The organism is Rathayibacter sp. PhB152, from assembly GCF_003751395.1.
GTDB lineage: Bacteria > Actinomycetota > Actinomycetes > Actinomycetales > Microbacteriaceae > Rathayibacter > Rathayibacter festucae.
In genome coordinates this window covers 223,742-250,089 of sequence record NZ_RJUT01000007.1, presented here as the reverse complement: position 1 = coordinate 250,089, position 26,348 = coordinate 223,742, and the positions used below count along the sequence as shown (strand labels likewise).

Sequence of the window (26,348 nt, the reverse complement as noted above, 5' to 3'; positions counted from 1 at the left end):
GGGCGGATCCGGCGTGCCGGACGCCGTTCCACGAGCCGAACCTCCCTCGGGTCAGCGGGTGGCTCTCCTGACGACTCCTCCACAGGCGAGGACCCGTGCGGACTGTCCCCCGGGTGAGCGGTCGGCCGTCCGCGCGCCCTCCTCGCCGGGCAGAGTCGGCGCATGCAGTACGGAGTGCACCACATCGGCTACCTTCACGCGATCGGCGTCGACGCCACCGCCGCCGTGCGATCGGGGGCGCTGCGCCGCATCCGCCGCGGCTGGTACGCGTCGCCGCAGGCCTCGCCGGAGGAGCTCCGAGCCGCCGAGGCGTGCGGTTCGCTGTCCTGCATCTCGCTGCTCGCGGAGGCGGGAGCCTTCCGCCCGCCCGACACCCGACTCCACCTCGCGATCACCTCCAGTTCGCGTCCTCGGCCTCGCGAACTCGGCGAGGACGTGGTCACGCACTGGAGTCGGCGCGTACGACGGGCGGAGTACCGTTCGATCCGGGAGACCCGGATCGACGCGCTGACGCAGGTCTTCCTCTGCCAGCCTCTCGAGTTCGCCGTCGCGGTCGCCGACTCCTGCCTCCGACTGCGCCTCGTGCGGCACGACGCCCTCACCCAGGTGCTGGCGTCGCTCCCACGCCGATTCGCCGTCGTCGCGGAGTTGGTGAACGCCCGCGCAGAGTCCGGAACGGAGTCGATCACCCGGGTCCGCCTGCAGCTCCTCGGGATTGTCTGCGAGATCCAGGTCGAGATCGAGGGGGTCGGCCGAGTCGACCTGCTGATCGACGGCTGGCTGCTCATCGAGGTGGACGGCCGCAGCTGGCACGACGACCCGCAGGCCTTCCAGCGGGACCGGGACCGCGACCGAGCCGCGGCCGAACGCGGCTACACGACCCTCCGCTTCACCTACGCCGATGTGATGCATCACTGGCCGCGCACGCGCGACAGCATCCTCGCGGTCCGCGCGCGCGGCCCTCAGCGCTGAGTCCGCGCCTGCACGGCAGCCGCGCCCCCGCGCGGCACCCGCCTCGGCTCGCCGGACCCGCTCCGACCCGTCCGGCCGACGCGATCCCAGGTGCTTGAGACCCGATCCGCGAACCGGAGAACGCCGCAGCCGATCCCGGCACGGGAGAACCCGTCCGGCGTGCCGGAAGCGAGCGATTCCACGAGCCGAGGGTCGTTCCACGAGCCGGAGGTTCCGCGGCCGCCCCTCGGGCACGCGAAACCGGCTCCGGCACGCCAGAAGTGAGCGATTCCACGAGCCGGAGGCGGTCTCACGAGCCGGAGCTGGTTTCGCGAGCCGGAGCTGGTCTCACGAGCCGGAGCTGAGACTGCCGGCCGTTCGACACGCGAGAACAGCTTCGGCACCTCGAGAGTGCCCGATCCACGAGCCGGAGGTCGTTCCACGAGCCGAACACCCCGCGGCCGACCGTCGGCACGTGCAAGCGACTCGGGCACGCCGAAAACGACCGGTTTCGCGAGCCGAGGGTGGTTTCGCGAGCCGGACAGAGGAGGGCCGAACGTCGGGCACGTGAAAACAGATTCGGCACGCGAGAAACAGGCGAATCAACGAGCCGAGGGGCGTTTCACGAGCCGGAGAGGAGGCCGCCGATAGTTCGGCACGCGAAACCGACTCCGGCACGCCGGAAGCGAGCGATTCCACGAGCCGGAGGTGGTTTGACGAGCCGGAGAGCAGGCCACCGATAGTTCGGCACGCCAAACCGACTCCGGCACGCCGGAAGCGAGCGAATCCACGAGCCGAGGGGCGTTTCACGAGCCGGAGAGCAGGCCGCCGATCGTTCGGCTCGCGAAAACGACTCCGGCACGCCGGAAGCGAGCGAATCCACGAGCCGGAGGCCGTTTCACGAGCCGAAGAGCAGGCCGCCGATCGTTCGGCTCGCGAAAACGACTCCGGCACGCCGGAAGTGAGCAATTCCGCGAGCCGGAGGCGGTTTCGCGAGCCGGAGGTTCGGCGGAGGTTCGGCGGGGGCGTCGAGAGAGTCGGGTGGAGGTCAGGGGCAGGCGGGCCCGAGGGCGCGGCGGGCCCCCGGGGCCGCCGTGCCCCGGGGGCCCGCCGGCGCCCCTACGCTGGAGGGCATGACGGAGGCGGCGACCGAGGCACCGCGCGGCATCCCGGCGCTGTTCGAGCGGATCATGCGGACGAGGCCGGTGCGGGTGATGCTGCACTACTCCGATAGCGGCGGGCCGCTGTTCGCGTCGGGGCTCGCGTTCCAGGCGCTGTTCGCGATCTTCGCCGCGCTGTTCGTGTTCTTCGCGGTCTTCGGCTTCGTCCTGCGCGACAACGCGGCGCTGCGCGACTCGCTGCTGCAGCTGCTCACCAGCTCGGTGCCCGGGCTGATCGGGGACAAGAACGCGCTGGTGTCCATCGACACGCTGCTCGACTCCACGATCCTCGGCTGGACCGGAGTGATCGCCGCGGCGGGTCTGCTCTGGACGGCGCTCAACTTCCTCGGCAGCCTCCGGCAGGCGGTGCGGATCCTGTTCTCCCTGCCCGGTCCGACCGTGCTGTTCGTGCTGCTCAAGCTCAAGGACGCGGGGCTCGCGCTCGTGTTCGGCGCCGTCCTCGTCGTCTCCGCGGCGCTCTCGGTCTTCTCGACCTCGTTCGTCGACGTCGCGTTCGACGTCCTCGGGATCGGCAGCGACTCCACCCTCGGCCGGGTCACCGGCACCGTCGTCGGCCTGCTGATCATGCTCGCGCTCGACACCGCGACGCTCGCCGGCTCGTTCCGGATCCTCAGCGGCATCCCGATCCCGTGGAAGAACCTCTGGGTCGGCGCTTTGATGGGCGGGATCGCGCTCGGCGCGCTCAAGGTCCTCGGAACCCAGCTGCTGGGCGGAGCCTCGCGCAACCCGCTGCTCGCCTCCTTCGCCGTCCTGATCGGTCTGCTGATCTGGTTCAACCTGGTCTGCCAGGTGATCCTGATCGTCGCCTCCTGGATCTCGGTCGGCATGAGCGACGCCGGCATCTCGGCGCGCAAGCGCACGCCGGACGAGATCGAGCGCGAGCGCGAGGAGCAGCTGCGCCTCGCCCGCCGCACCCTCGCCGAGGCGGAGCGCGAGCGCCTGCGCGCCGCCCTGCCGGACGCCTCACTGCTCAAGCGCCGCCGCCTGGAGAAGCAGCTCTCGCGCCTCGAGGACGAGCTGGCCGACGCGGCCGCCTGACGCCGCGACCCACGCTCCCCTCGACGCCGATGCGGCCGCCGGAGCCCTGGCGCGGAACGACGTCTGTCGAACATGTCCGTTTCTGTTGACAACGGACACGAACGGGTCTAAAAAGATGTAAACGCAGATCCGAGGTCGACACCGACATCGCGGACGAGGCGTAGCATCTCGCGAGACGACGGAGTCCACATGTACGCACCGGAGCGGCACCAGGCGATCCTGGACCGCGCCCGCACCGACGGGCGGGTCGAGGTCCGCGACCTCGCGCAGTCCCTCGCGGTCACGCCCGAGACCATCCGCCGGGACCTCACCAGTCTCGAGAAGCGCGGCCTGCTGCGCCGGGCCCACGGCGGCGCGATCCCCGTCGAGCGCCTGGGCATCGAGCCCGAGGTCGCCGCCCGCGAGGGCCACCTCGCCGCGGAGAAGGACCGCATCGCCACCGCCGCGCTGGCCGAGGTCCCCGACGGCGGCTCGATCGCCATCGACGCCGGGACCACCACGGTCCGCCTCGCGGAGCTGCTCCCCCTGGACCGCCGGCTGACGGTCGTCACCCATTCCCTCCCCGTCGCGGTGGCGCTCGTCGGCCGGCCCAACATCGACCTCCACCTGCTCGGCGGGCACCTGCGCGGCGTCACGCAGGCCGCCGTCGGGCCGTGGGTCGCCCAGGTGATCCCCACCGTCTCGGTGGACGTCGCCTTCATCGGCACGAACGGCATCAGCCGGGAGCGGGGGCTCACCACCCCCGACCTCGACGAGGCCGTCGTCAAGACCGCGCTCATCGCCGCCGCGCGCCGGGTCGTCGTCCTCGCCGACCACTCCAAGTTCGGCCGCCAGGACTTCGGGCACGTCGCCCCGCTGTCCGCGATCGACACCGTCATCACCGATCGAGGGGTCGACGACGAGCTCGCCGACGACATCGAATCGGCAGGCCCGGAGGTCGTCCGCGCATGATCGTCACCGTCACCGCCAACCCCAGCATCGACGTCACCCTTTCGACGAGCGGCTTCGCCGTCGGCGAGGTCAACCGCGCCCACGGCGTCCGCCGCGACCCGGCCGGCAAGGGCGTCAACGTCGCCAGGGCCCTCGCCCGCAACGGCGTCGAGGCCACGGCGATCTACCCGGCCGACGCCTCCACCGGCCTCGACCTGCGCACCATGCTCGAGGCGGCCGGAGTCGCCTCCGCCAGCGCCGCGATCGCCGAGCCGATCCGCACCAACATCACCGTCGTCGACGACGCGACCGGCCGGACCACCAAGATCAACGAGCCCGGCCCGGCCGTCACCCCGGAGGAGGCAAAGGCGCTCTCCGACCTGATCTGCGACCACGTCGTCTCCGCCCCGCGCTGGCTCGTCGCCTGCGGCAGCGTCCCGCCCGGACTCGGCGACGACTTCTACCCCGCGCTCGGCCGCCTCGCCACCCACTTCGGCGTCCCCCTCGCCGTCGACACCTCCGGAGCACCGCTGACCGCGATCATCGCGGCCGGCACCGCGACGCTGGTGAAACCCAACCTCGAGGAGCTCGAGGAGCTCCTCGGCCGCTCCCTCGCGACCGTCGGCGACGTCGTCGACGGAGCCCGCACACTCCTCCGCCTCCCGGACGCGCGAGCGCTCGTGAGCCTCGGAGAGCACGGCGCCCTCCTCGTCACGGCGGACTCGTCGTGGTGGGCGGGCGCACCCCCCGTCGTGCCCCTCAGCACCGTCGGCGCCGGCGACAGCACCCTCGCGGGCTACCTGTCGGCGACCGACGCCTCGGAGGCGGACCGTCTGCGGACGGCCGTCGCCTGGGGCACCGCCGCCGTCACCCTCCCGGGCAGTGAAGCCCCGGGTCCCGACTCCCTCCGCCTCGACGACGTCTCCGTCGTCGAGAACCCCGACCCCACCCTCCCGATTGGAGAACTGAGCGCATGACTGCTCTCACCGAGGCGTCGACGGTCATCGTCGACCTCACCGCCGCCACGAAGGACGACGCCACCGCGCAGCTCGCGAAGACGCTCGCCGACGCCGGCCGCGTCACCGACCTCGACGGCTTCCTCGCCGACGTCCGCGACCGCGAGTCGCAGATGGCCACCGGCATGCCCGGCGGCATCGGGATCCCCCACGCCCGCTCCTCGCACGTCGTCTCGCCCAGCGTCGCCGTCGGCATCGCGAAGTCCGGTGTGGACTTCGGCGCCCCCGACGGCCCGGCGGACCTGATCTTCCTCATCGCCGCCCCCGACGGTGCCGACCAGGCCCACCTCAAGATCCTCGCCCAGCTCGCCCGCAAGCTGATCCACGAGTCCTTCACCGGATCCCTCCGCGCCGCGTCCAGCGGCCAGGAAGTCGCGGACATCATCGCCCGAGAGGTCGTCGTCTCGTGAAGATCGTCGCCGTCACCAGCTGCATCGCCGGCATCGCGCACACCTACATGGCCGCCGAGGCCCTCGAGCAGGCCGCCAAGAAGAAGGGCTACCAGATCCAGGTCGAGACCCAGGGCGCGGCCGGCTCCGACCCGATGTCCGACCAGACGATCGCCGACGCCGACGTCGTGATCCTCGCCGCCGACCTCGAGGTCCGCGGCAAGGACCGCTTCGCCGGCAAGCCGACCCTCGAGGTCGGCACCTCGGAGGCGCTCGCCAAGGCCGCGGACGTCATCGACCGCGCCGCCGCGAAGGTCCAGGACGCTCCCGCCGCCGCCTCGACGGGCGCCCCGCGCTTCGTCGCGGTGACGAGCTGCATCGCCGGCATCGCGCACACCTACATGGCGGCCGAGGCGCTGGAGCAGGCCGCCAAGAAGCGCGGCTACCCGATCCACGTCGAGACCCAGGGCGCCGCCGGCTCGGACGAGATGACCGCGAGCGACATCGCCGCCGCGGACGTCGTCATCCTCGCCGCCGACCTCGAGATCCGCGGCAAGGACCGCTTCGCCGGCAAGCCGATCCTCCAGGTCGGCGTCGCCGAGGCGCTGTCGAAGCCGGACGAGGTGCTCGACCGGGCGCTCGCCCTGCGCGGCACCGGCACGGCTCCGTCCGCCGCCCGCTCGACTCCGGCCGCGGCGCCCGCCGCCCCGAAGAAGGTCGGCGTCGGCACGCGCATCCGCCAGAACCTGATGACCGGCGTCTCGTACATGATCCCGTTCGTCGCGGCGGGCGGTCTGCTGATCGCGCTGTCGTTCCTCTTCGGCGGCTACCAGATCGTCAGCTACACGCCGCAGCAGATCATCGACAACGGCTTCAACATCGCGAACATCACCGACTGGGCCGGAGTGATGTTCCTGATCGGCGGCGCGACCTTCGCGTTCCTGGTGCCGGTGCTCTCGGGCTTCATCGCCTTCGGCATCGCGGACCGCCCCGGCATCGCGCCCGGCTTCCTCGGCGGTGCCGTGGCGGTCACCGTCGGCGCCGGCTTCCTCGGCGGCCTCGCGTCGGGCTTCATCGCCGGCTACGCGGCGCTCTACATCTCGCGGATCAAGCTGCCGGCGGCCTTCAAGTCGCTGATGCCGGTCGTCATCATCCCGCTGATCGCGACCTTCATCACGGGCTTCCTGATGTTCGTCGTCCTCGGCGCCCCGCTGCGCGCGCTGAGCGAGGGACTGTCGGCCTGGCTCTCGGGCCTCACCGGCGGCAACCTGATCATCCTGGGGATCATCCTCGGCCTGATGATGGCGTTCGACATGGGCGGCCCGGTCAACAAGGTGGCCTACGCCTTCGCGACCACCGGTCTCGCCTCGGTCCCCGCGGACGGCGACCCGAACTCGGTGCAGTTCAAGGTGATGGCGATCGTGATGGCGGCCGGCATGACGCCGCCGCTCGGCCTTGCCCTCGCGACCTCGCTCCGCAAGCGCCTGTTCACCGACGCCGAGCGCCAGAACGGCAAGGCGGCCTACCTGCTGGGCGCCTCCTTCATCTCGGAGGGAGCGATCCCGTTCGCCGCGGTCGACCCGCTGCGCGTGATCCCCTCCGCCATGATCGGCTCGGCCGTCACCGGCGCCCTCGTCGCGCTGTTCGGCTCGACGCTGCGCGCCCCGCACGGCGGCATCTGGGTGACCGGACTCGTGGGGCAGCCGCTGCTCTACCTGGTCGCGATCCTCGTCGGCATGGTGGTCACGGCGGTCTGCGTGATCATCGCGAAGAGCATCAAGCGCGCGCCGATCGTCGCCGAGGTCCCGGAGCCGGCCACGGCCCGCCCCGTCGCCGTCTGATCGGCACCGACCGACCGTCCTGAGCGGTCCCGCCGGCGGTCCCGTCCTCGCGTCGCCCCTCTCCTCCGAGGGGGCGGCGCGGGGCGGGGCCGCCGGCTTCTGCGTGTCCGGGGTGCACCGCATCGCCGCTCCCCCGCGTGCCGCTCCGTGTCGGCGGTCCTCCGTAGACTGCTCCGGTGACTCGAAAGCCGCTCCGCATCGCCTCCGTCAACGTCAACGGTGTCCGCGCCGCCTTCCGCAAGGGCATGGGCGACTGGCTCGCCGCCCGCGACGTCGACGTCCTCGCCCTGCAGGAGGTCCGCGCCTCCACCGACGACCTCACGGGGCTGCTCGGCGACGAGTGGGACGTGCTGCACGACGAGGCGACCGCCAAGGGCCGCGCCGGAGTCGCGCTCGCCTCCCGCAAGCGCGCGACGATCCACCGGGTCGCGCTCGGCGCCGACGACTTCGACTCCGCGGGCCGCTGGCTCGAGGCCGACTACGAGGTCGGCGACCGCACCGTGACCGTCGTCTCCACCTACGTGCACTCGGGCGGCGTCGGCACGCCGAAGCAGGACGAGAAGATGCGCTTCCTCGACGCGATGATCGAGCGACTCCCCCAGCTGCAGGCGCACAACCCGCTCGCCGTCGTGATGGGCGACCTCAACGTCGGCCACCGCACCCTCGACATCAAGAACTGGAAGGGCAACGTCAAGAAGGCGGGCTTCCTCCCCGAGGAGCGCGCCTACTTCGACCGCTTCGTCGGCGCCGAGGGCGAGGAGGGCTACAACGCCGGAGCCGGGATGGGCTGGGTCGACCTCGGCCGCCGCTTCGCCGGCGAGGTGCCCGGGCCCTACACCTGGTGGTCGCAGCGCGGCCAGGCGTTCGACACCGACACCGGCTGGCGGATCGACTACCAGCTCGCGACTCCGGAGCTCGCCGCCCTGGCCCGCAGCTACGAGATCGACCGCGCCAGCGCGTGGGACACCCGCTGGTCCGACCACGCCCCCGTCGTCGTCGACTACGAGCTCTGACCCCCTTCTCCCCCGGCGCCGACCGCGCCGCCGTCACTCACGAGGCCTCACCATGACCCCCAGCACTCCGGGCGCGAAGCCCGTCATCTTCTCCGGCATGCAGCCCTCCTCCGGCTCGCTGCACCTCGGCAACTACATCGGCGCCCTCACCCAGTGGGTCGCGATGCAGGACGACTTCGACGCCCACTTCTGCGTCGTCGACCTGCACGCGATCACCGTGCCGCAGGAGCCCGCCGAGCTGCGCGCGCGCACCCGCGCCACCGCCGCGCAGTACATCGCGGCCGGCATCGACCCGGAGCGCTCGACGCTGTTCATCCAGTCGCACGTCCCGGCGCACGCCGAGCTGGCCTGGATCCTGAACACGGTGACCGGCTTCGGCGAGGCCAGCCGGATGACGCAGTTCAAGGACAAGTCGGCGAAGCAGGGCGCGGAGGCGGCCTCGGTCGGCCTCTTCACCTACCCGATCCTGATGGCCGCCGACATCCTGCTGTACCAGACCGACGCCGTGCCGGTCGGCGAGGACCAGCGCCAGCACCTCGAGCTGACCCGCGACCTCGCGGGCCGCTTCAACACGCGCTTCGGCGAGACGTTCGCGATCCCGGAGCCGTACATCGCCAAGGAGACGGCGAAGATCTACGACCTGCAGAACCCCGGCGCGAAGATGTCGAAGTCCGCGGAGTCGGACGCGGGCCTCCTGAGCGTGCTCGACGAGCCGAAGGTCACCGCGAAGAAGATCATGCGCGCCGTCACCGACACCGAGTCCGAGGTGCGCTTCGACCGCGCGGCGAAGCCGGGCGTCTCGAACCTGCTCACCGTCTACTCCGTCCTCGCCGGCCGCACGATCGAGTCGCTCGAGCAGGAGTACGCGGGCCGCGGCTACGGCGATCTCAAGAAGGGCCTGGTCGAGGTCGTCGCGGCGACCTTCGATCCGATCCGCGCGCGCACCGCCGAGCTGCTCGAGGACCCGGCCGAACTGGACCGGGTGCTCTCCCGCGCGGCGGACCGCGCCTCGGAGACGGCCGAGCGCACGCTCGCGACCGTGTACGAGCGGGTCGGCTTCCTGCGCCGCAGCCGCTGAGCCCTCGATGATCCGGCTCGCCCTCTTCGACCTCGACGACACGCTCTTCGCGCACGCCCGCGCGGTGCGCGAGGGGATCGTCGCGTACGCGGCCACGCTCGGCGACGCGTACGCGGGCGAGGCGGGCGCGCTGCAGCGGCGCTGGTACGCGCTGGAGGAGGAGCACTACCACCGCTACCTCGCCGGCGAGCTCGACTACGAGGGTCAGCGCCGCGCTCGCGCCGTCGCGTTCGCCGCGGACGCGGGCGTCGAGCTGACGCCGGAGCAGGCGAGCGAGTGGTTCGCCAGCTACCTGGGGCACTACGTCGCCGCGTGGACGCTGCACGACGACGCCCTGCCCGTGCTCGATCGACTCGAGGCGGCGGGCGTCCGGATCGGTGTCATCACCAACGGCGATGTGGACTTCCAGACGATGAAGACGGACGCGATCGGTCTGACGGAGCGGGTCGAGCACCTCGTGGCGTCGGGCGAGGTCGGCGTGACGAAGCCGGACGCGCGGATCTTCCACGTCGCGTGCGAGCGCTTCGGCGTCGCTCCGGCCGACGCGCTGTACGTCGGCGACCGGCTGGGCACCGATGCGATCGGCGCGGCGCGCGCCGGGCTGCGCGGGGTGTGGCTCGACCGGGTCGGCGGGCCCGAGCACGGGCGCGAGCTGCCGGCGGAGGCCGTCGAGCTCGGGGTGCGGCGCATCGGCTCGCTGGACGAGCTGGACGCGATCGCGGGGCTGGTCGGCTGAGCGGCCGCGGTCCGGCGTCCCGGCACTTGCGGAGCGGTCCGTCGCCCGCCCAGAAGTCACCCTGCTGATCGAGTAGCCCGCGCAGCGGGCGTATCGAGATCCACCTGCGCCGGAAGACGAGCCTGCAAACCGCCCTTCTGAGAACGGTGGGTCTCGATACGCCCCTCCGGGGCTACTCGACCAGCATGCGTGGACTCGCCGCACGGTGTCCATGCTGATCGAGTAGCCCGCACCGCGGGCGTATCGAGATCCACCTGTGCCGGAAGGACGGGTCTGCACACCCGCCGCGCTGAGGACGTGAGGTCTCGATACGCCCCTCCGGGGCTACTCGACCAGCATGCGTGGACTCGCTGCACGGTGTCCATGCTGATCGAGTAGCCCGCGCAGCGGGCGTGTCGAGATCCACCCGCGCCCGAGGACGAGACTGCAAACCGGCCTTCGGAGGAGGGTGGGTCTCGATACGACCCTGCGGGGCTACTCGACCAGCCTGATGAGAGATCGGCGCACGGTGGGCGCTGACGCGGGTCGGCGGGCCGACGCCTCCGGCTCTACTGCCCGCCGCCGGCCTCTCGGCCCGTCTGGGCGGCGGCGGGCGAGGTCGCAGCGGCACGCTTCCTCCGTCTGTGCCGCAGCTCGAGGGCGAGCGCCGCGATCGCCACGACGAGGAGCACGGCGGAGGTGCACAGCGACACGATCCCGAGCGCGCTCGGCGATGCGATGACCGCAGGGGCGTCGAGGGCGACCCGGACGAGGCCGTAGAGACCGAGCACGACGAGGACGACGAGGTCGGAACGGGATCTCACGACAGCCACTGCCGTCCCAGGAGTCGCCTGCTTGCTGTTGCGATTTTCATACCGGTATGTCTAGCACCGACGCAGACAGGAGGGGCCGGAGGCGCGTGCCGAGCCCCGCCAGTGGCGCACAGCAGCGATCGTCGAGCCGGTCGGCGAGTCGCGCTTGACAGACGTGAGCTTCGGTCGGTTACCATCCGCGTATGGCTTACGACCCACGACCGATCCGCTCCGACGGAGACGCGACGCGCTCCCCCGATTCCGGCGACCGCGGCTCGCGAACGGCGCTCTCGACTCCGTCCCGTTCCGCCGACGCCGGCACGCGAGCGACCGCGGTGGATCGACGCGGAGTCGCCCGGGCCGTCCTCCAGTGGGTGACGGGTGATCGGGTCGACGCTCGACGGGTCGTGCGCCTCGCCGACCGGCGGTGGCGAGGAGCGGTGGAGCCACTGCTCGGGCCGGAGGACGTCCTGCTCCTCCCGGCCGAGAGCGCGACCGACGACCATGTGACCTGCGAGGCCCCGACCTGCGACGGCGTGGCCGTCCTCACCTACCGCGGTGGACTCGACGAGCCGGGAGACGTCGCCTGGTTCGGCGAGCTGCGGGTCCAGACGGAGGACTACGCCTCGATCGCGTTCCTCCCGGTCACCGGTGCGACGACCGCACGGCTCCGCGATGCGCACGGCTGGCAGGCGTATCTGGAGGACGCCGACGCCGCCCGCGCCTCCGGCAGGCTGGTCCCGCAGCTCCTGGGAGCCGCGGTCGCCGTGAGCGGTCTGCCGCTGACGGACGACCCCGCTGCCGGACCCGTCTCCGCCGTCGATGTCGACCAGGACGGGGTCGCGAGGCTCGGTCCGGACGGGCTGGTCCTCGGCGACGCCCGAGACCCCGACGGTCTGGCGGCCGCCCTCGGCCGGACACACCGTCCGCTCGACCGGCTCGCCGTGCTGGGCGGCGATGTCGCCGACGACATCGCGCGCCGCCCCTGGCTGGCGCTGTACCGCGCCGGCCTCGCCTTCGCCGCCGCCGACGACACCGGCCCGGCGTGGTCGGTGGCCGGGCTCGGAACGTCCCTCCGACCGGACGGGGAGGTGGCGACGCTCACGCGCTCCGATCTGATCCTCCTGCACCGGGGCGACAAGCGCGTGCTGGTGGAGCCCCGGACTCTGCGGCGGTTCGCCCTCGCACCCGCCACCGCGGTCGTCGTCGAGCGGCTGCTGAGCGACGGCCCGGACGACGAGACGCGCACGCCGGCCGACGAGGCCTTCGTCGCACGGCTCGTCGAGCGGTTCGAGCACGCGGGCGTCCACCTCCGGAGAGGAGCGTGACGGCCTCGCCGGTCGTCGTGCCCCTGGTCTCTCCGACGACGGCGGCCACGACCGCTGCGGCGGTGAGCGCGTCGGGGACACGCGTCCGCTTCGCCGACGGCGTCGAGGCGATCGACCTCACCAGCGGGCTGTGGAACGTGCCGTTCGGCTACGGCCGGCCGGAGTTCACCGCCGCCATCGCCGCGGCTCTGACCGAGGCCTCCTACCTTTCCCTCTTCCGGCGGAGTCACCCCTGGGCGGAGCGGGCGGCCTCGGCACTGCTCTCGGCCGTCGGCGACTCGCTCCCGGACGCCTCCTTCCGGCGCGTCCTCCTCACCACCTCGGGCGGCAGCGCGAACGATGCGGTCATGAAGCTGCTCCGCCAGCGCGCCGCGCTCCTCAGGCGACCGGAGCGCCGGCTGGTCGTCGGCCTGTCCGGCAGCTACCACGGGCTCACCTACGGCGCCCACGCTCTGAGCGGCGACGAGCTGGGCCAGGACCTCTACGGCGTCGACCGCTCGGGGGTCCGGCACGTGGCGCACGACGACCCGGACGCCCTGGAGTCGCTCCTCCGCCGCGAGGGACGGCGCATCTGCGGCATCGTCGTGGAGCCCGTCCTCGGCTCCGGCGCTCTCCCGCTCTCGGACGCACTCCTCGCGGTGCTCGAGCGCGCGTCCCAGGACGGCGTCCCCGTCGTCGCGGACGAGGTGGCGACCGGCTTCGGCCGCACCGGCCCGTTCCTCGCCTCCTCGCGCTGGCCGTTCGCGCCCGACGCGGTGGTCCTCTCGAAGGCGCTGACGAACGGCACGCTCGCGGCGGCCGCCGTGGTCGTCGGCGAGCGGCTCCTCGCCGAGATCGATGCCGCGGATGCCCCGTTCGTCCATGCGGAGACGCAGGCGGGGACCCCCGCGGTCTGCGCCGCCGTCCTGCAGAGCCTCGCGCTGCTCCCCGAGCTGCTCGGAGCCGACGGCTTCCCGCGCGTGAGCACCGGCCTCGACCGGGCCGTCGCCGCGCTGTCCGCGCATCCGCGGGTGCTCGGATCCTCCGGTGCCGGGTCCTTCCGGGCCCTGCGGATCGAGGGGGTCGCCCACGCCGAGGAGGTCCTCGGCCTGGTGGAGGACATCCGGCAGCGCGGAGCGGTCGTGCATCCCGCGCCGGGCGGGATCCAGTTCCTCCCTGCGGCGGTGTCCAGCGACCACGACCTCGCAGACATCCCGCGCCTCATCAGTGCGGCGCTCGACGCATGAGCGTCCGCAGCACCGATCTGCGGTCCGGTCTGGCGTCGGATGCGGCGATCACCGGCTCCCGGCGGACCCTCTTCGTGCTCGACAGCACGCTCGTCCGGTGCGGAGCCGTCGAGCCCGAGCGACTGCGCGGACCGGTGGTCGTCCTCGACGTCGCGTCCGAGCAGGGTCGTCTGCTCGACGCCGTCGACCGCGACCTACGCACTGTCCGTCCCGACCGCCTCGTCGGCATCGGCGGCGGCAGGCTGCACGACGTGGCGGCGCTGGCGCGCCTGTTCGCCGTCGACCGCGCCCTCCGATCGCGCCTCGACGGACTGCTGGGCAGGCACGGAGGCCTTCTCGCACCGGACCTCCCCGCGTCGACGGAGGTGCCCCGTCTCGTCCTGGTGCCCACGACGATCGGGCCCGGCAGCGAGACGAGCGCCGCGGCCTGCCGCGAGATCGGCGGCCTCCGCTCCGTCGTGGTCGGCGAAGCGCTCCGGGCCGATGCCGCCGTGCTCGACGCCGAGCTCACGGCGACGTTGACCCGCTCGTCCGTGCTCGAGGGCGCGGCGGAGGCGGCCCTGCGGCTGATCGGCTCGCGGTCCGGGTCGCCCGCCGACCGCTCCGCCGACGATCGGTCGAGGCGACTGCTGGGGTCGCTGGGCGAGGCCGGCGGCCGCGTCGCCGAGAGCGCCGGGCTCGTCCGCCGCGCCGACCGCGCGACGCTCGCTGCGGCGAGCGCCGGCAGTCACGGCGTGCTGCGCTCGGCGACCGCGGATCCTTTCGCGGCGACGCACTGGTACCTCGCGAACGAGGTGAGCAGTCGCGCGGGCCTGCGGAAGGTACCGGCGACGATGCCGCTGCTGCCCGTCCTGTGGAGTCGCGACTCCCCGGAGCGTCGCGCGCGGCGACGGGCCGTCTGGCAGTGGTTCGCCGCTCCCCTCGGGCTCGACGCCGATCCCGTCGTCGGCAGCGCCCAGTGGTCCGAGCGGTGGGGCATTCCCGTCCCCGCCGTCGACGACCGCGCCCTCCGCGACGCGGCACTCGCGATCGTCGCCCGCTGGGGCCGCTCGGCGCTGCCCGGCCTGGCGCTCGACGACGCCCTCCGACTCCTGCGCGCGGCGTTCCTGCCGGCGCAGGCCCCTCGACGTCACGAAGGAGGTGAACACATGAACACACAGAACGAACTCGCGTTCCACGAGCTGGAGGCGGCGGTCGCTCCCGACTGGGAGTCGGCGGCGGCGGGCTTCATCACCGGCCTCGCCGTGGCGGCCGTCTTCATCGGAATGCTCACCTGACCAGGAACGAGCACGAGACGACGCACCCCATCAGCCCCTCAGGAAGAGGAGAAGACATGCACCCATCGGCAGACCTGCGATTCGAGGAGATCGAATCGATGGCGGCGCCCGACTCGGACTGGTACATCGCCGCCAAGCTCGGAATCGCCGTCGGGCTCGGGCTCGGCGCCATCGTCCTGACCTAGCGCCCGATGTCCCGATCCCGAGCACACCTCGAAGGAGGTGAGCAATGACGAGAGCAGATCTGTTCGAGGAGATCGAACCCGCGGTCGCCCCGGCCGACGGCTGGCGGGTCGCCGACACGGGACTCAAGATCCTCGTCGCCCTCGGCGGCATCGTCCTGGTCGCGACCTGAGCGATTCAAACCGGCGGTTCCGGGCGCGCGAGCGCCCGGAACCGCCCTCACCCCTGGAGCGACCATGCAGCACCCCTCGGACACACAGCCGCTCACCGCGGCGAGCGCCGCCCTCCTCGGCGCCCTCACCACCGTCCCCGCGACTCCTGAGGACCTCTACGGACCCGCCGGGTCCGTCGTCTACGAGCACTTCACCGCCGACGACCGCAGCGAGATCAGCCCCCTGCTCGCGGCGGTCCGCCGGACCGAGGGGCCGATCCTCGAGCTCGCCTGCGGCGGCGGACGCCTCACCGTGCCCCTCCTGGGCCTCGGCCGTCCCGTCGTCGGCCTCGATCTCTCGCCGACGATGATCGACATCCTCCGGTCGCGGATCGCGGCGCTGCCCGCCGCCAGGATCGCCGACGGCTCCCGGGCGCTGGTCGGCGACATGACCTGCTTCCACCTTCCGGACCGGTTCGGCGCCGTCGTCCTCGGGGCGACGTCCGTCGCTCTCCTGGACCGCGCCGGCCGGCACGCGTTCTTCCGAGCCGCCCGCGAGCACCTCGGAGCGGACGGCGTCCTCCTGATCACCGCGTCGAGCCCCGACCACGCCTACATCGCCGGAAGCCGCAGCTCGCGCATCCGCGCCGTGCCCGGGCCGTCCGGCGGACCGGGAGCGGCCGTCGTGACGTCCGCCGTCACCCCCGACGGTCTCCACCGGGACGTCGAGGTCGTGCAGCTCGGTCTCGATTCCGAGGGGCGTGCGGCGGCACGCTTCTTCCGCTCGCGGGTGAACGTCGTCGACGCCGACCAGGTCGCGGTGGAGGCCGAGCGCGCGGGACTCCGGCTCGTCGCGAGGACGGCGCTGGTGGAGACCGAGGACTCGACGCTGTTGCAGCTGGTCCGGGCATGAGCGATCCCGCGCCCCGGCTGGCGGACACCGTGACGATCGACGAGCCGATCGCGCCCGGCGCTCCGTGGATCCTCTCGGTGCGGGGCGTCCCGCGCGCACGGGTCGGCCCCGCGGTGGCGACCTTCGCCGCCGGGCTCCGCCCGAGCGCGCACGAGACGGACGAGACGGACGGCACCAGGAGCACGCCGCTGACGGACGAGGAGACGGCCGCTCTGCTCCGCGAGTTCGCGGCGGCCGGGCTCCTGGTCGGCTCGGAGCGCCGCGAGCCCCGGTCGCGCCGGCTGCAGCTCCGGCCGCCGGCGAGTCTGCAGCTGACCCTGCTCGATGCGACGCAGCCGGCGCTCGCGCTCGCGCGGCTCCTGCGGAGGCGGCCGGTCCGACTGCTCGCCGTCGCCGCGGTCGGCGCCGTGCTGCTCCTGGGCACCGCGAGCGCGATCGCGCACTCGGCGGAGATCGCCGCCGTCCTCAGCGAGCCGCTGCCCCTGCCCTCGCTCCTCGCGGTCTCGGTCGCGTTCCTGCTCGCGGGAGCGGTGCACGAGGCCGGTCATGCCGTGTCCCTCGCGGCCTTCGGTGGACGGCCGCGGCGTGCCGGGGTGATGATCTTCTACCTCGCGCCCGCGTTCTTCTGCGACGTCACCGACGGCTGGCGCCTGGGCGACCGGCGCTCCCGCGCGGCGGTCGCGCTGGCCGGCCCGGCGGTGCACCTCGTCCTCGCGGCGAGCGCCGCTACCGCACTGCTCTGGGCGCCGACGGGCCGGCCTGCTCTCGCCTGTTTCGTCGTCGCGGCCGCGCTCAGCGCGGTCACCAACCTCATCCCCCTGGTGCACCTCGACGGCTATCTCGCCCTGGTCGCGGTCCTCGACCGGCCGTTCCTGCGCAGAGCCGCAATCGGAGCCGTCGGCGACGCCGTCCTGCGCCTGCTGGGTGGAACCGCGCCACGCGCCTCGCCCTGGCTCGTCCTGTTCGGGGTCGGCTGCCGCGGCTTCGCCCTGCTCCTGGTCGGCTGGGCCTACGTCCGCAGCGTCCCCGTCCTGATCCTCACCGAGCCGGGGGCGGCAATCGCGCTGGTGTTCGCCGCGGCGCTCCTCGGCGCGCTCGTCGTCTCCGTCGTCCGGTTCGCGCGAGCCGCGAAGGAGGCGCGAGTCGGAGCACTCCGGGTCGCCGTCGCGTCCACTGTCCTCGCCGCCGCTCTCGTCGGCGTCGCAGCCCTCCCCCTCGAGGAGCGCATCGAGGCCGGCTACGTCGTCCGCAACGGCGAGGCCTTCCTCGTGCGGACCTCGGCCGACCCGAGGATCGTGCCGGGCATCCCGGTGCGGCTGACCAGCAACGGGATCGCGGTGCGGTCCCCGCGGTCGACGGCCGTCATCAGCGGTCCCGCGGAGCCGCTGCTCGCCCCGATCGCCGCGCTCGCGCCCCTCACCGGGCTCGACGACGTGCCCGCCGTCGGCTATCCCCTCGCCCTGCCCGACTCCGCGAGCACTCCCCCGGTGGGCGGCGCCTCGGTCTCCCTCGGCGGCGGCACGATCGGTGGCGCGGTGCTCGACCTCGTCGCCGGGGACGCGCTCCGCCGCCTGGGGGTCGGCCGGTGACCGCCGGGAGTGCGCTCGAGAGCGCTTTCGAGCACGCCCTGCGCGCGCTCACCGTCGTGAGGGACGGCGACACGGTCCTCGGCTGGCGAGGCAGGAGCCTCTCCGGTCCCGTCCGGCGCCGCGGTGAGCCGCTCTGGCTCCGCCTCGTCAGCTCCCCCTCGGCGCTCGCCCACGGGACGTGGTGGACCGGCACGGCGGACAGCGCCGTGCTCCCGGCCCTGCCCAAGCCGGTCGTGCTCGCCGTCGAGGAGTGGGACCCGCCCTCCGTGGAGGGGTTCCGGCTCCGCGCCGAGCTGATGACCCGCCTGCCCGGTCGTGCCCTGTCCCCGACGGCGGAGCTCGCGCCGGGGACCGACATCGATCCGGCGGTCTGGGTCGAGCTCGGCGGGATCCTCGACGCGCTCGCCGCCGTCCCGACGCTGCGGGAATCGACCGTCCCCGCCACGGTGGACCGGCTGCTGCACAGCTTCTTCGGCGACCGGTTCCCGCGCGGCACCCCGTGCTGGACGACGGCGCACGGCGACCTGCACCCCGGCAACCTGCTCGTCGCACCGCTCGGTCTCGCCGACTGGGAGGCCTGGGGGCGCGGACCCGAGCACCTCGACGTCGCGACCCTCTACGTGCACAGCCTCGCCGCCCCGGACGCCCGGCGCTCCCTCATCGAGGTGCTCGGCGAGCGGCTGCACTCGGACGCAGCACTGCCCGCCCTCGCCTTCGCCGCCGCGAAGGTGCTCGCGCGATCGGTCTCCGGCGACTACCCGACGCTGGTCGACCCCGTGCACCGGCTCCTCGACGACCTGACCGCCCGACCGTTCGGCGCCGGCGGCACGACCGCTCGACGACGATGACCCCCCTCCCTCGAAAGGTCCGCCCATGAGCTCTGCGCTCGACTTCCAGCACTTCACCAAGACCTTCCGCGGCCGCCGCGTCGTGGACGACCTCAGCTTCTCCGTGCGGCAGGGGACGGTCGTCGGGCTCCTCGGCCCGAACGGCGCCGGCAAGAGCACGGCGCTCCGCGGGCTGGTCGGACTGCTGCGCCCCGATTCCGGTGAGGCCCGGATCGGCGGCCACCGGTTCGCGGAGCTGCGCGCTCCCGCGCGGGTCGTCGGCGTGCACCTCGACGGCCTCGGCTTCGAGAACGGCATCACCGGCCGTCGGCACCTCGCGATCGTCGGCCGCGCGGTCGGCGCACCGCTCTCCCGCGTCGACGAGCTGCTGGAGACGGTCGGCCTCGCCGAGGCGGCGCGGCGGCCGGTCCGCGGCTACTCGACCGGGATGCGCCAGCGCCTCGGTCTGGCCACCGCCCTCGCCGGAGATCCCGAGATCCTCGTCCTCGACGAACCGGCGAACGGGCTCGACCCCGAGGGGATCCGCTGGCTGCGGCGCCTGATCCGCGCCGAGGCCGAGCGCGGACGGACGGTCCTCGTCTCCAGCCACCAGCTCGCCGAGCTCGAGCACACCGTCGACGAGGTCGTCGTCCTGCGGCGCCGGATGCTCTTCCACGGCCCGCTCGAGGACCTCACCCGCTCGGGCGGGCGGAGTCTCGAGGACGGCTACTTCGACCTCGTCGACGGCGAGGCCGGCCGATGACCGGGGCCGGCGCGCTCGCACGGGCCGAGATCCTGCGCTCCCGCAGCGGCTCGTCGTTCCCGGTCCTCCTCGTCTACGCGATCCTGATCCCCGTCTTCGCCCTGAGCATGCCCGGCACGACGGATCGGCTCAGCAGCCTCGACGACGCTCCGGCGAGCCGCTTCGTCTTCGGCTTCGCGGCCTGCGCCGCCCTGGGCGCGTGCTTCTACGGGTCCTACGCCTACACCCGGGAGACGTACTACCACTCGCTCGACCGGACACTGCTGCTCGGCAGCCGGGACGCGATCCTGGCGGCGAAGGCGCTGGCCGGCGCGGTCTCGGGCGCGGTCTTCGGGGTCGTGGCGGTCGTGGGCTGGTGGCCGATCACCACGGTGGTCCTGGCGACGGCCGGCCGCCGGGTCACGGTCGACGCATCGCTCCTGTCCGCCTCGCTCGGCGTCGTCCTCGCGTGCGCCCTCAGCGGCGTGCTGGGCGTGGGCGTCGGCTACACGGTGCGGAACTACTACGCCTGCATCCCGATCGTGCTGGTCCTGCCCGCCGCCCTGGCCGTGCCGCTCCTCGGCGTCGCCCGCGGCGCCGGGCGGCTGCTCCCGATCGGAGCCGTCGCCGGAGCGACCGGGGCGCCGGTCGACGGGATGCTTCCGGCGCCGCTCGCGCTGGCCGTCCTGGCCGCCTGGGCGCTCCTGGCGATCGGCGGCGCACGGCTCCTCGAGCAGCGGCGGGCGCGGTGACGGACGCGGCCGCGAAAGCACCGTTCACCCGCGCCGTCACCGCCGAGTTCCGGCGCGTGGTCGCGAGCCGGACACCGCTCTGGGGCCTGGTCTTCGGACTGCTGCCCGTGCTCCCCCTCCTCGTCGCCGTGTCGCAGGTCGATCTCGGCGCGCTCCCGCCCGGAGAAGCGGCCTCACTCGAGCACGCGATCACGGCGGCGCTGCTGCAGGGCGGCGTCGTCGGCGCGGCGGCCTTCGGAGCACTGCGGACGGCGAGCGCCTTCGAGAAGGGGATCCTCGCACGCGACGTGCTCTCGTCGGGGCTTCGGCCGGCGCTCGCGGCCCGGTTCCTGGTGGCGGCCGGTGCCGGTGCGGTGCTCGCGACGGCGGCGGTCGCGATCGGAGTCGCCGGCGTCGCGATCGTCTCGGCGGGAAGGGTCACTCCGAATGTCGGCGTCGTGGCCCTCGTCCCCGTGGCCGGTGTCGGTGGCGCGATCTGGGGTGCGCTGGTCGGCACGATCGTCCGGGCACCGCTCTTCGTGCTCTTCGCGGCCCTGGTGCCGCTCAGCGCCGCGACCTTCGCGAGCGGCACCGCCCTCGAGGACGTCGTGCCCCTCGCCGCCCTGTCGGCGTCCGCGTCGCCCACGGTCGCGGCCGTGCTGGCGGGCCCGGCCTGGCTGCTGGTGCTCGCGCTCGTCGCGGTCGCGACGGGGCGTCGGCGCCCGCTGCTCTGACGGAGCTCCGCCGGGCGGGTCTCGATACGCGCTGCGCGCTACTCGACCAGCATGTCTGTGGGCGCTCCTCGCGCTTCTTGGCCGCGCGGCCCGCGCAGCGCGCGTCTCGAGATCCACGCACGAGGGCCCGCGCACGGTACGTGCGCAGGCCCTCGTCGTTCAGTGGTGCGGTACTACTGCACGTCCTCGTCGACCCAGTCGAAGGTCTTCGTGACGGCCTTCTTCCAGAGGCGGTACTGGCGGGCCGCCTCGTCCTGGTCCATCTGGGGGGTCCAGCGCGAGTCCTCCTGCCAGTTCTGGCGCAGGTCGTCCAGGTTCTCCCAGAAGCCGACGGCGAGGCCCGCGGCGTACGCGGCGCCGAGGGCGGTGGTCTCCGCGACGACCGGCCGGACGACCGGGACGCCGAGGATGTCGGCCTGGAACTGCATGAGCAGGTTGTTGGCGATCATGCCGCCGTCGACCTTGAGCTCCTGCAGCGGAACGCCGGAGTCGGCGTTGACCGCGTCCAGGACCTCGCGGGTCTGGAACGCCGTCGCCTCGAGCGCGGCGCGGGCGATGTGCCCCTTGTTGACGTAGCGGGTGAGGCCGACGAGCGCACCGCGCGCGTCCGCTCGCCAGTACGGCGCGAAGAGACCGGAGAACGCCGGGACGAAGTACGCGCCGCCGTTGTCCTCGACCGTCGCGGCCAGTGCCTCGACCTCGGGGGCCGAGCCGATGAGGCCCAGGTTGTCGCGCAGCCACTGGATCAGCGAGCCGGAGACCGCGATCGAGCCCTCGAGCGCGTAGTGCACCTCGCCGTCGCCGAGCTTGTAGCCGATCGTCGTGAGCAGCCCGTTCTTGGAGTGCACGATCTCGGTGCCGGTGTTGAAGATCAGGAAGTTGCCGGTGCCGTAGGTGTTCTTCGCCTCGCCCGGATCGAACGCCGCCTGGCCGAAGGTCGCGGCCTGCTGGTCGCCCAGGATGCCCGCGATCGGGACCTCGCGCAGCAGCGAGGAGGACTCGACCTGCCCGTAGACCTCGGAGGAGGAGCACACCTCGGGGAGCATCGACTTCGGCACCCCGAAGGCCTCGAGGATGTCGTCGCGCCACTCGAGCGTCTCGAGGTCGAGGAAGAGGGTGCGCGAGGCGTTGGTGACGTCCGTCTTGTGCACGCCGCCGTCGACTCCGCCGGTGAGGTTCCAGAGGACCCAGGTGTCGGTGGTGCCGAAGATCAGGTCGCCGGCCTCCGCCTTCTCGCGGGCGCCCTCGACGTTCTCGAGGATCCAGACGATCTTGGTGCCGGAGAAGTAGGTCGCGAGCGGGAGCCCGACGATCGACTTGAAGCGGTCCGCGCCCTCGTCGCCGGCGAGCCGGTCGACGATCGACTGCGTGCGGGTGTCCTGCCAGACGATGGCGTTGTAGACGGGCTTGCCGGTGGTCTTGTCCCAGACCACCGCGGTCTCGCGCTGGTTGGTGATGCCCACGGAGGCGATGTCGTGGCGGGTCAGGTCGGCGCGGGAGAGCGCCTGGCCGATGACCTCGCGGACGTTGTTCCAGATCTCGATCGGGTCGTGCTCGACCCAGCCCGCGCGGGGGAAGATCTGCTCGTGCTCCTTCTGCCCGGTCGAGACGATCGAGCCCTTCTTGTCGAAGATGATCGCGCGGGACGACGTGGTCCCCTGGTCGATAGCGATGACGTAGTCAGCCATGAATGATTACTCCTTCGTAACGGGTGAAGTGGAGTGCGGATCGCGAGCCGCAGCGGCCCGCGAGTCCGGTCGGGGGATCGGCTAGAGGATCGGCAGCAGCGCGGTCGACGCGAGGCCGGCGAGGACACCGCCGACGATCGGGCCGGCGACGGGCACCCAGGCGTAGCTCCAGTCGCTGGAGCCCTTGCCCTTGATCGGCAGCAGCGCGTGGGCGATGCGGGGACCGAGGTCGCGGGCCGGGTTGATGGCGTAGCCGGTCGGGCCGCCGAGGGAGGCGCCGATCGCGATCACCAGGATGGCGACGGGCAGGGCGCCGAGCGCCGCGAGTCCGCCTGCGTCACCATTCCGGCCGAAGCCGATGACGACGAAGACGAGGACGAAGGTGCCGATGACCTCGGTGACGAAGTTCCAGCCGTAGCTGCGGATCGCAGGACCCGTGGAGAAGACGCCGAGCTTGTTGGCCGGGTCGGGCTCCTGGTCGAAGTGCTGCTTGTAGGCGAGCCAGCAGAAGACGGCGCCGAGGATCGCACCGATCATCTGGGCGAGGATGTACATCAGGATCGAGACGATGTTGACCGGGACGTTCGAACCGAACTCCGTCGCTCCGCTGGCCACGAGGCCGAGCGTGACGGCCGGGTTGAGGTGAGCACCCGAGTTGTAGGAGACGATCACACCGGCGAAGACGGCGAAGCCCCAGCCGAAGTTGACCATCAGGGTCCCGCCGTTGAGACCCTTGCTCTTCACGAGCGCGACGTTGGCGACCACGCCGCAGCCGAGGAGCACGAGCATCGCCGTTCCCACGACTTCCGCGAGGAACACCACTCCGAGATTGTCCACGTTGACCTTTTCCTTTTCATCGGTCGGAACGCGCGAACGCGCCCGCGACGGGCATCGATGCCCGACGGTGTGAAGTTATCGGCGCCCCGTACCGGGGACAAGGAACGCCGCGTGCACGTTTGTGCGTTGTGACGACGGAAGTCCCGGCTCGAGATCACTCCTCGAACCGGGACTCCCGTCGATCCGCGCCAGTCGCCCCGCTAGGAGGCTGCGACCGCCGTCGGCGCCTGCACCGAGGTGCCGCCGACATCGACGCCGTTGTACTTCTTCAGGTGCTCGATCGTCGCGTCGACCTCCTGGGCGCGCTCCGCCTCGTCCCAGCCGAGGACCTCGCCGGTGTGCTGGGCGAGCTCCTCGAGCAGCTCGCGGCTGAGGCCGCCGGTGAAGGCGTGGTTCGTGCGGCGCATGACGAGGTCGATCAGGTGCACGACGCTCTCGCGCTGGGCGAGGTAGCGGATCTCACCGGTGGTGAAGTCCTTGTCGAAGTCGAGCGCCTCGTCGTGGCCGTCGGCCAGGGCCTCGATGACCTCCTGGGCCCGGGTGCCGTAGCGCTCGAGCAGCTGGCCGGTGCGGGCCGAGGAAAGACCGGAGCGGTGCTGGCTGATCCACTGGGCGCGCGAGGCGTCCGTGCGCGGGAAGCCCTTGCCGCCGCCGATCGCGGTCTTGACGGTCGAGACGCGGCGGGTGACGCCGATCCGCTTGAAGACCTCGTTCGAGAGGTGCTCGGACAGGGCGCGGAACGTCGTCCACTTGCCGCCGACCAGGCTCAGCACGGGGGTCTTCCCGCCGGGGAGGGTCGAGGGCTCGATGCGGTAGTCGCGGGAGACGAAGCCGGGGGTCTCGTCGTCGTGACGGGGCAGCGGGCGGATGCCGGAGAACTTGAAGACGATCTGCTCGCTTGTGACCGGGATGGAGGGGAACACGTGGTTCACCAGGTCGAAGAAGTAGTCGATCTCCTCCTCGGTGCAGACGGCCGGCTCGTTGGGGTCGGCCTCGATGTCGGTGGTGCCGACCATGACCCGGCCCTTGAGCGGGTAGATCAGCACGATGCGGCCGTCGCTGTGCTCGAAGAACATCTCGCGGCCCTCGCAGGCCTCGACCAGCTCGGGGTTGTCGAGGACGATGTGCGAGCCCTTGGTGCCGCCCATGAACGTCGTGGTCGTGCCGAGCGCCGTGTTGGTGAAGTCGGTCCACGGCCCGGAGACGTTGACGACGACGTCCGCCTGGAAGGCGAACTCCTCGCCGCTCTCGCGGTCGCGCAGCAGCACGCCGCCCTCGGAGGTGCCGACGGCCTCGACGTAGTTGGCCGCGCGGGCCTTCGTGCCGCCGACGAGCGCATCGCGCAGCACGTCGAGCGCCAGGCGCTCGGGCTCGTGCACGGAGGCGTCGAAGTAGGTGGCGGTGTACTTGATCTTCGGGTCGAGCTTGGGCAGCTCGTTCAGCGAGCGCTTGCGGCCGTGGAACTGGTGGCGCGGGACGACGCCGCCGTCGCGGGAGAAGAAGTCGTACAGGGTCAGGCCGACCTTGATCAGCAGCGCGCCGCGCTCCTGGGGCTTGCCCGACTTGTGGGTGAGGAAGCGCAGCGGCGCGGCCAGGATGCCCGAGAACGTCGAGTAGATCGGGATGGTGGTCTGCAGCGGCTTCACGTAATGCGGGGCGATCTTGAGCAGGCCGTTGCGCTCGTGCACGCCCTCGTTGACGAGGCGGAACTCGCCGTTCTCGAGGTAGCGGATGCCGCCGTGGATCATGTGGCTCGAGGCGCTGGACGCGCCCGAGACGTAGTCGCCGCGCTCGACGAGAGCGACGTCGACGCCGTTCAGCGCGAGCTCGCGGAACGTCCCGATGCCGTTGATGCCACCGCCGATCACGAGGACGGTCGCGCGGGGGGTGTCCCGCAGTGCGGAGACGCTCTCGCGGAGAGAGGAGCTTCCGGGAGTTCCGACAGACTGTGCCACTTCGTACTCGCCTTCGTGTCGTAGGTGTTGCGTCGAATGCCTCGTGCGAGTGTGGCCGCCCCAGATGGACGGTTGATATCGCGAGGGAATACAGCCATCCTTGACCCGACAACACATCCGGTCAAGACGGGTGGAAATACGTGCAAGGAGTGGCAATGACCCCTGTCCGACCGGTCGTCGAGCTGGACGAGACGACGCACGCGACCCACCCGGACAAGACGCGCGACGCGCTCCGGGCCGCGCAGCTGTACTACATGCAGGACCTGACGATGGATGCCATCGCGCACGAGCTGCACACCTCGCGCTCCTCGGTGTCGCGGCTGCTCTCGCACGCCCGCGCGACGGGACTGGTGGACATCCAGATCCGCTCCCCCCTCGACCGGGCGAGCGCCCTATCGGCGGAGGTGCGCGCGCACTTCGACATCACGGCGCACATCGTCCCGGTGCCCGATCACACCAGCGAGATCGACCGGCTCGAGCGCGTCGCGCTGTCGGCCGCGCGGATCCTCGGGCCGTTCATCGACTCGAACATGATCGTCGGCATCGCCTGGGGCTCGACGATGAGCGCGATGAGCCGGCACCTGATCGCGAAGGAGACGCACAACACTCAGATCGTGCAGCTCAACGGCGCGGGCAACACCGAGACCACCGGCATCAACTACTCGAGCGAGATCCTGCGCCGCTTCGGCGACGCCTACGCCGCGAAGGTGCAGCAGTTCCCGGTGCCGGCGTTCTTCGACGACCCGATGACCAAGAAGGCGGTCTGGCGCGAGCGCTCGACCAAGCGGGTGCTGGAGCTGCAGCAGCGGATGGACGTCGCGCTCTTCGGCCTCGGCTCGCCGTTCGCGGCGGTGCCCTCGAAGGTCTACATCGGCGGCTACCTGGAGCCGAGCGACTTCACCTCGCTCAGCGCGTCCGGCGTGGTCGGCGACGTCGCCACCGTGTTCTACCGGGCCGACGGCACCTGGGACGACATCCCCATGAACGAACGTGCAAGCGGTCCGGACCTCTCCACCGTGCGCCGCGCCTCCCGCCGCATCTGCGTCGTCTCGGGCGCCTCGAAGCTCCCGGGCCTGCGCGGCGCCCTCGCCGCCGGCCTCCTCACCGACCTCATCCTCGACGAGGGCACGGCCCGCGCCCTGATCTCCGGCTGACCCCCCTCCCCCTCCTCCCCCTCTCCGCGAGATGCCACTTATGAGCACG

At 72.3% G+C, this 26,348-nt stretch carries 25 protein-coding genes; 21 read left to right on the top strand and 4 right to left on the bottom strand.

The window, feature by feature from the left end; all coding sequences use genetic code 11:
- Positions 1-162: 162 nt before the first annotated feature.
- The 9 genes from EDF36_RS17055 (at position 163) to EDF36_RS17010 (ending at position 10,173) form a co-directional block, all read left to right on the top strand.
- On the top strand, positions 163-972 hold the full coding sequence (locus EDF36_RS17055) for an endonuclease domain-containing protein (protein WP_123733894.1): 810 nt from the start codon (positions 163-165) through the stop codon (positions 970-972).
- 1,112 nt (positions 973-2,084) lie between these two features.
- Positions 2,085-3,170, top strand: coding sequence for a YihY/virulence factor BrkB family protein (locus EDF36_RS17050; protein WP_123733893.1), 1,086 nt, complete (start codon positions 2,085-2,087; stop codon positions 3,168-3,170).
- Between the two features lie 189 nt (positions 3,171-3,359).
- Positions 3,360-4,121, top strand: coding sequence for a DeoR/GlpR family DNA-binding transcription regulator (locus EDF36_RS17045; protein WP_123445281.1), 762 nt, complete (start codon positions 3,360-3,362; stop codon positions 4,119-4,121).
- On the top strand, positions 4,118-5,077 hold the full coding sequence (locus tag EDF36_RS17040) for a 1-phosphofructokinase family hexose kinase (RefSeq protein WP_123733892.1): 960 nt from the start codon (positions 4,118-4,120) through the stop codon (positions 5,075-5,077). Before EDF36_RS17045 ends, EDF36_RS17040 begins: the two co-directional genes overlap by 4 nt.
- Positions 5,074-5,526, top strand: a complete 453-nt coding sequence (locus EDF36_RS17035; RefSeq protein WP_123733891.1) for a PTS sugar transporter subunit IIA — start codon at positions 5,074-5,076, stop codon at positions 5,524-5,526. Before EDF36_RS17040 ends, EDF36_RS17035 begins: the two co-directional genes overlap by 4 nt.
- Positions 5,523-7,346, top strand: coding sequence for a PTS fructose-like transporter subunit IIB (locus tag EDF36_RS17025; RefSeq protein WP_221181683.1), 1,824 nt, complete (start codon positions 5,523-5,525; stop codon positions 7,344-7,346). Before EDF36_RS17035 ends, EDF36_RS17025 begins: the two co-directional genes overlap by 4 nt.
- A gap of 176 nt (positions 7,347-7,522) precedes the next feature.
- Positions 7,523-8,359, top strand: coding sequence for an exodeoxyribonuclease III (locus tag EDF36_RS17020; RefSeq protein ID WP_123733890.1), 837 nt, complete (start codon positions 7,523-7,525; stop codon positions 8,357-8,359).
- A 52-nt stretch (positions 8,360-8,411) separates the two neighbouring features.
- Positions 8,412-9,437, top strand: a complete 1,026-nt coding sequence (trpS, locus tag EDF36_RS17015; RefSeq protein WP_123733889.1) for a tryptophan--tRNA ligase — start codon at positions 8,412-8,414, stop codon at positions 9,435-9,437.
- A 7-nt stretch (positions 9,438-9,444) separates the two neighbouring features.
- On the top strand, positions 9,445-10,173 hold the full coding sequence (locus EDF36_RS17010; RefSeq protein ID WP_123733888.1) for an HAD family hydrolase: 729 nt from the start codon (positions 9,445-9,447) through the stop codon (positions 10,171-10,173).
- 548 nt (positions 10,174-10,721) lie between these two features.
- Here the strand turns inward: EDF36_RS17010 and EDF36_RS17005 are convergent.
- Positions 10,722-10,976, bottom strand: coding sequence for a hypothetical protein (locus tag EDF36_RS17005; RefSeq protein WP_148060085.1), 255 nt, complete (start codon positions 10,974-10,976; stop codon positions 10,722-10,724).
- Between the two features lie 428 nt (positions 10,977-11,404).
- Here EDF36_RS17005 and EDF36_RS21390 point away from each other — a divergent pair, with 428 nt between their 5' ends.
- The 11 genes from EDF36_RS21390 to EDF36_RS16960 all read left to right on the top strand — a co-directional run bounded on the left by EDF36_RS21390 (position 11,405) and on the right by EDF36_RS16960 (position 20,665).
- Positions 11,405-12,292, top strand: a complete 888-nt coding sequence (locus EDF36_RS21390) for a hypothetical protein (protein WP_185020529.1) — start codon at positions 11,405-11,407, stop codon at positions 12,290-12,292.
- Positions 12,289-13,518, top strand: a complete 1,230-nt coding sequence (gene mpaD, locus EDF36_RS16995) for a daptide-type RiPP biosynthesis aminotransferase (protein WP_221181682.1) — start codon at positions 12,289-12,291, stop codon at positions 13,516-13,518. Before EDF36_RS21390 ends, mpaD begins: the two co-directional genes overlap by 4 nt.
- Positions 13,515-14,795: an iron-containing alcohol dehydrogenase gene (locus EDF36_RS16990; protein WP_123733886.1), complete on the top strand. Its 1,281-nt coding sequence runs from the start codon at positions 13,515-13,517 to the stop codon at positions 14,793-14,795. The genes mpaD and EDF36_RS16990 overlap by 4 nt, the downstream gene beginning before the upstream one ends.
- A 56-nt stretch (positions 14,796-14,851) precedes the next feature.
- Positions 14,852-14,980, top strand: coding sequence for a daptide-type RiPP (locus tag EDF36_RS21890; RefSeq protein WP_260300762.1), 129 nt, complete (start codon positions 14,852-14,854; stop codon positions 14,978-14,980).
- A gap of 44 nt (positions 14,981-15,024) precedes the next feature.
- The gene (locus tag EDF36_RS21885) at positions 15,025-15,150 is read left to right on the top strand and encodes a hypothetical protein (RefSeq protein WP_260300761.1); all 126 of its coding nucleotides are present in this window, start codon (positions 15,025-15,027) and stop codon (positions 15,148-15,150) included.
- Positions 15,151-15,214: 64 nt separating this feature from the next.
- Positions 15,215-16,042: a daptide-type RiPP biosynthesis methyltransferase gene (gene mpaM, locus EDF36_RS16985; protein ID WP_123702538.1), complete on the top strand. Its 828-nt coding sequence runs from the start codon at positions 15,215-15,217 to the stop codon at positions 16,040-16,042.
- Positions 16,039-17,631 carry a daptide biosynthesis intramembrane metalloprotease gene (gene mpaP / locus EDF36_RS16980; RefSeq protein ID WP_123733885.1) on the top strand — a complete coding sequence of 531 codons (1,593 nt, stop codon included), beginning with the start codon at positions 16,039-16,041 and terminating at the stop codon, positions 17,629-17,631. Before mpaM ends, mpaP begins: the two co-directional genes overlap by 4 nt.
- Entirely contained in the window at positions 17,628-18,479 is an 852-nt protein-coding gene (locus EDF36_RS16975) for a phosphotransferase (RefSeq protein WP_123733884.1), read from the top strand. The genes mpaP and EDF36_RS16975 overlap by 4 nt, the downstream gene beginning before the upstream one ends.
- A gap of 25 nt (positions 18,480-18,504) precedes the next feature.
- Entirely contained in the window at positions 18,505-19,221 is a 717-nt protein-coding gene (locus EDF36_RS16970) for an ABC transporter ATP-binding protein (RefSeq protein WP_123702532.1), read from the top strand.
- Positions 19,218-19,952, top strand: a complete 735-nt coding sequence (locus tag EDF36_RS21385) for a hypothetical protein (RefSeq protein WP_185020528.1) — start codon at positions 19,218-19,220, stop codon at positions 19,950-19,952. Before EDF36_RS16970 ends, EDF36_RS21385 begins: the two co-directional genes overlap by 4 nt.
- Complete coding sequence (locus tag EDF36_RS16960) at positions 19,949-20,665, top strand: hypothetical protein (RefSeq protein WP_123733883.1); 717 nt, start codon at positions 19,949-19,951, stop codon at positions 20,663-20,665. Before EDF36_RS21385 ends, EDF36_RS16960 begins: the two co-directional genes overlap by 4 nt.
- A 173-nt stretch (positions 20,666-20,838) precedes the next feature.
- Here the strand turns inward: EDF36_RS16960 and glpK are convergent, their stop codons facing one another.
- The 3 genes from glpK to EDF36_RS16945 form a co-directional block, all read right to left on the bottom strand.
- Positions 20,839-22,353, bottom strand: a complete 1,515-nt coding sequence (gene glpK / locus EDF36_RS16955; protein ID WP_123445264.1) for a glycerol kinase GlpK — start codon at positions 22,351-22,353, stop codon at positions 20,839-20,841.
- A gap of 81 nt (positions 22,354-22,434) precedes the next feature.
- Entirely contained in the window at positions 22,435-23,142 is a 708-nt protein-coding gene (locus EDF36_RS16950; RefSeq protein WP_397459913.1) for an MIP/aquaporin family protein, read from the bottom strand.
- Positions 23,143-23,390: 248 nt separating this feature from the next.
- Positions 23,391-25,145, bottom strand: a complete 1,755-nt coding sequence (locus tag EDF36_RS16945) for a glycerol-3-phosphate dehydrogenase/oxidase (RefSeq protein WP_260300760.1) — start codon at positions 25,143-25,145, stop codon at positions 23,391-23,393.
- A gap of 155 nt (positions 25,146-25,300) precedes the next feature.
- On the opposite strand from EDF36_RS16945, the gene EDF36_RS16940 reads away from it, so the two are divergent.
- The gene (locus EDF36_RS16940) at positions 25,301-26,299 is read left to right on the top strand and encodes a sugar-binding transcriptional regulator (RefSeq protein WP_123445261.1); all 999 of its coding nucleotides are present in this window, start codon (positions 25,301-25,303) and stop codon (positions 26,297-26,299) included.
- The last annotated feature ends 49 nt before the right edge of the window (positions 26,300-26,348 follow it).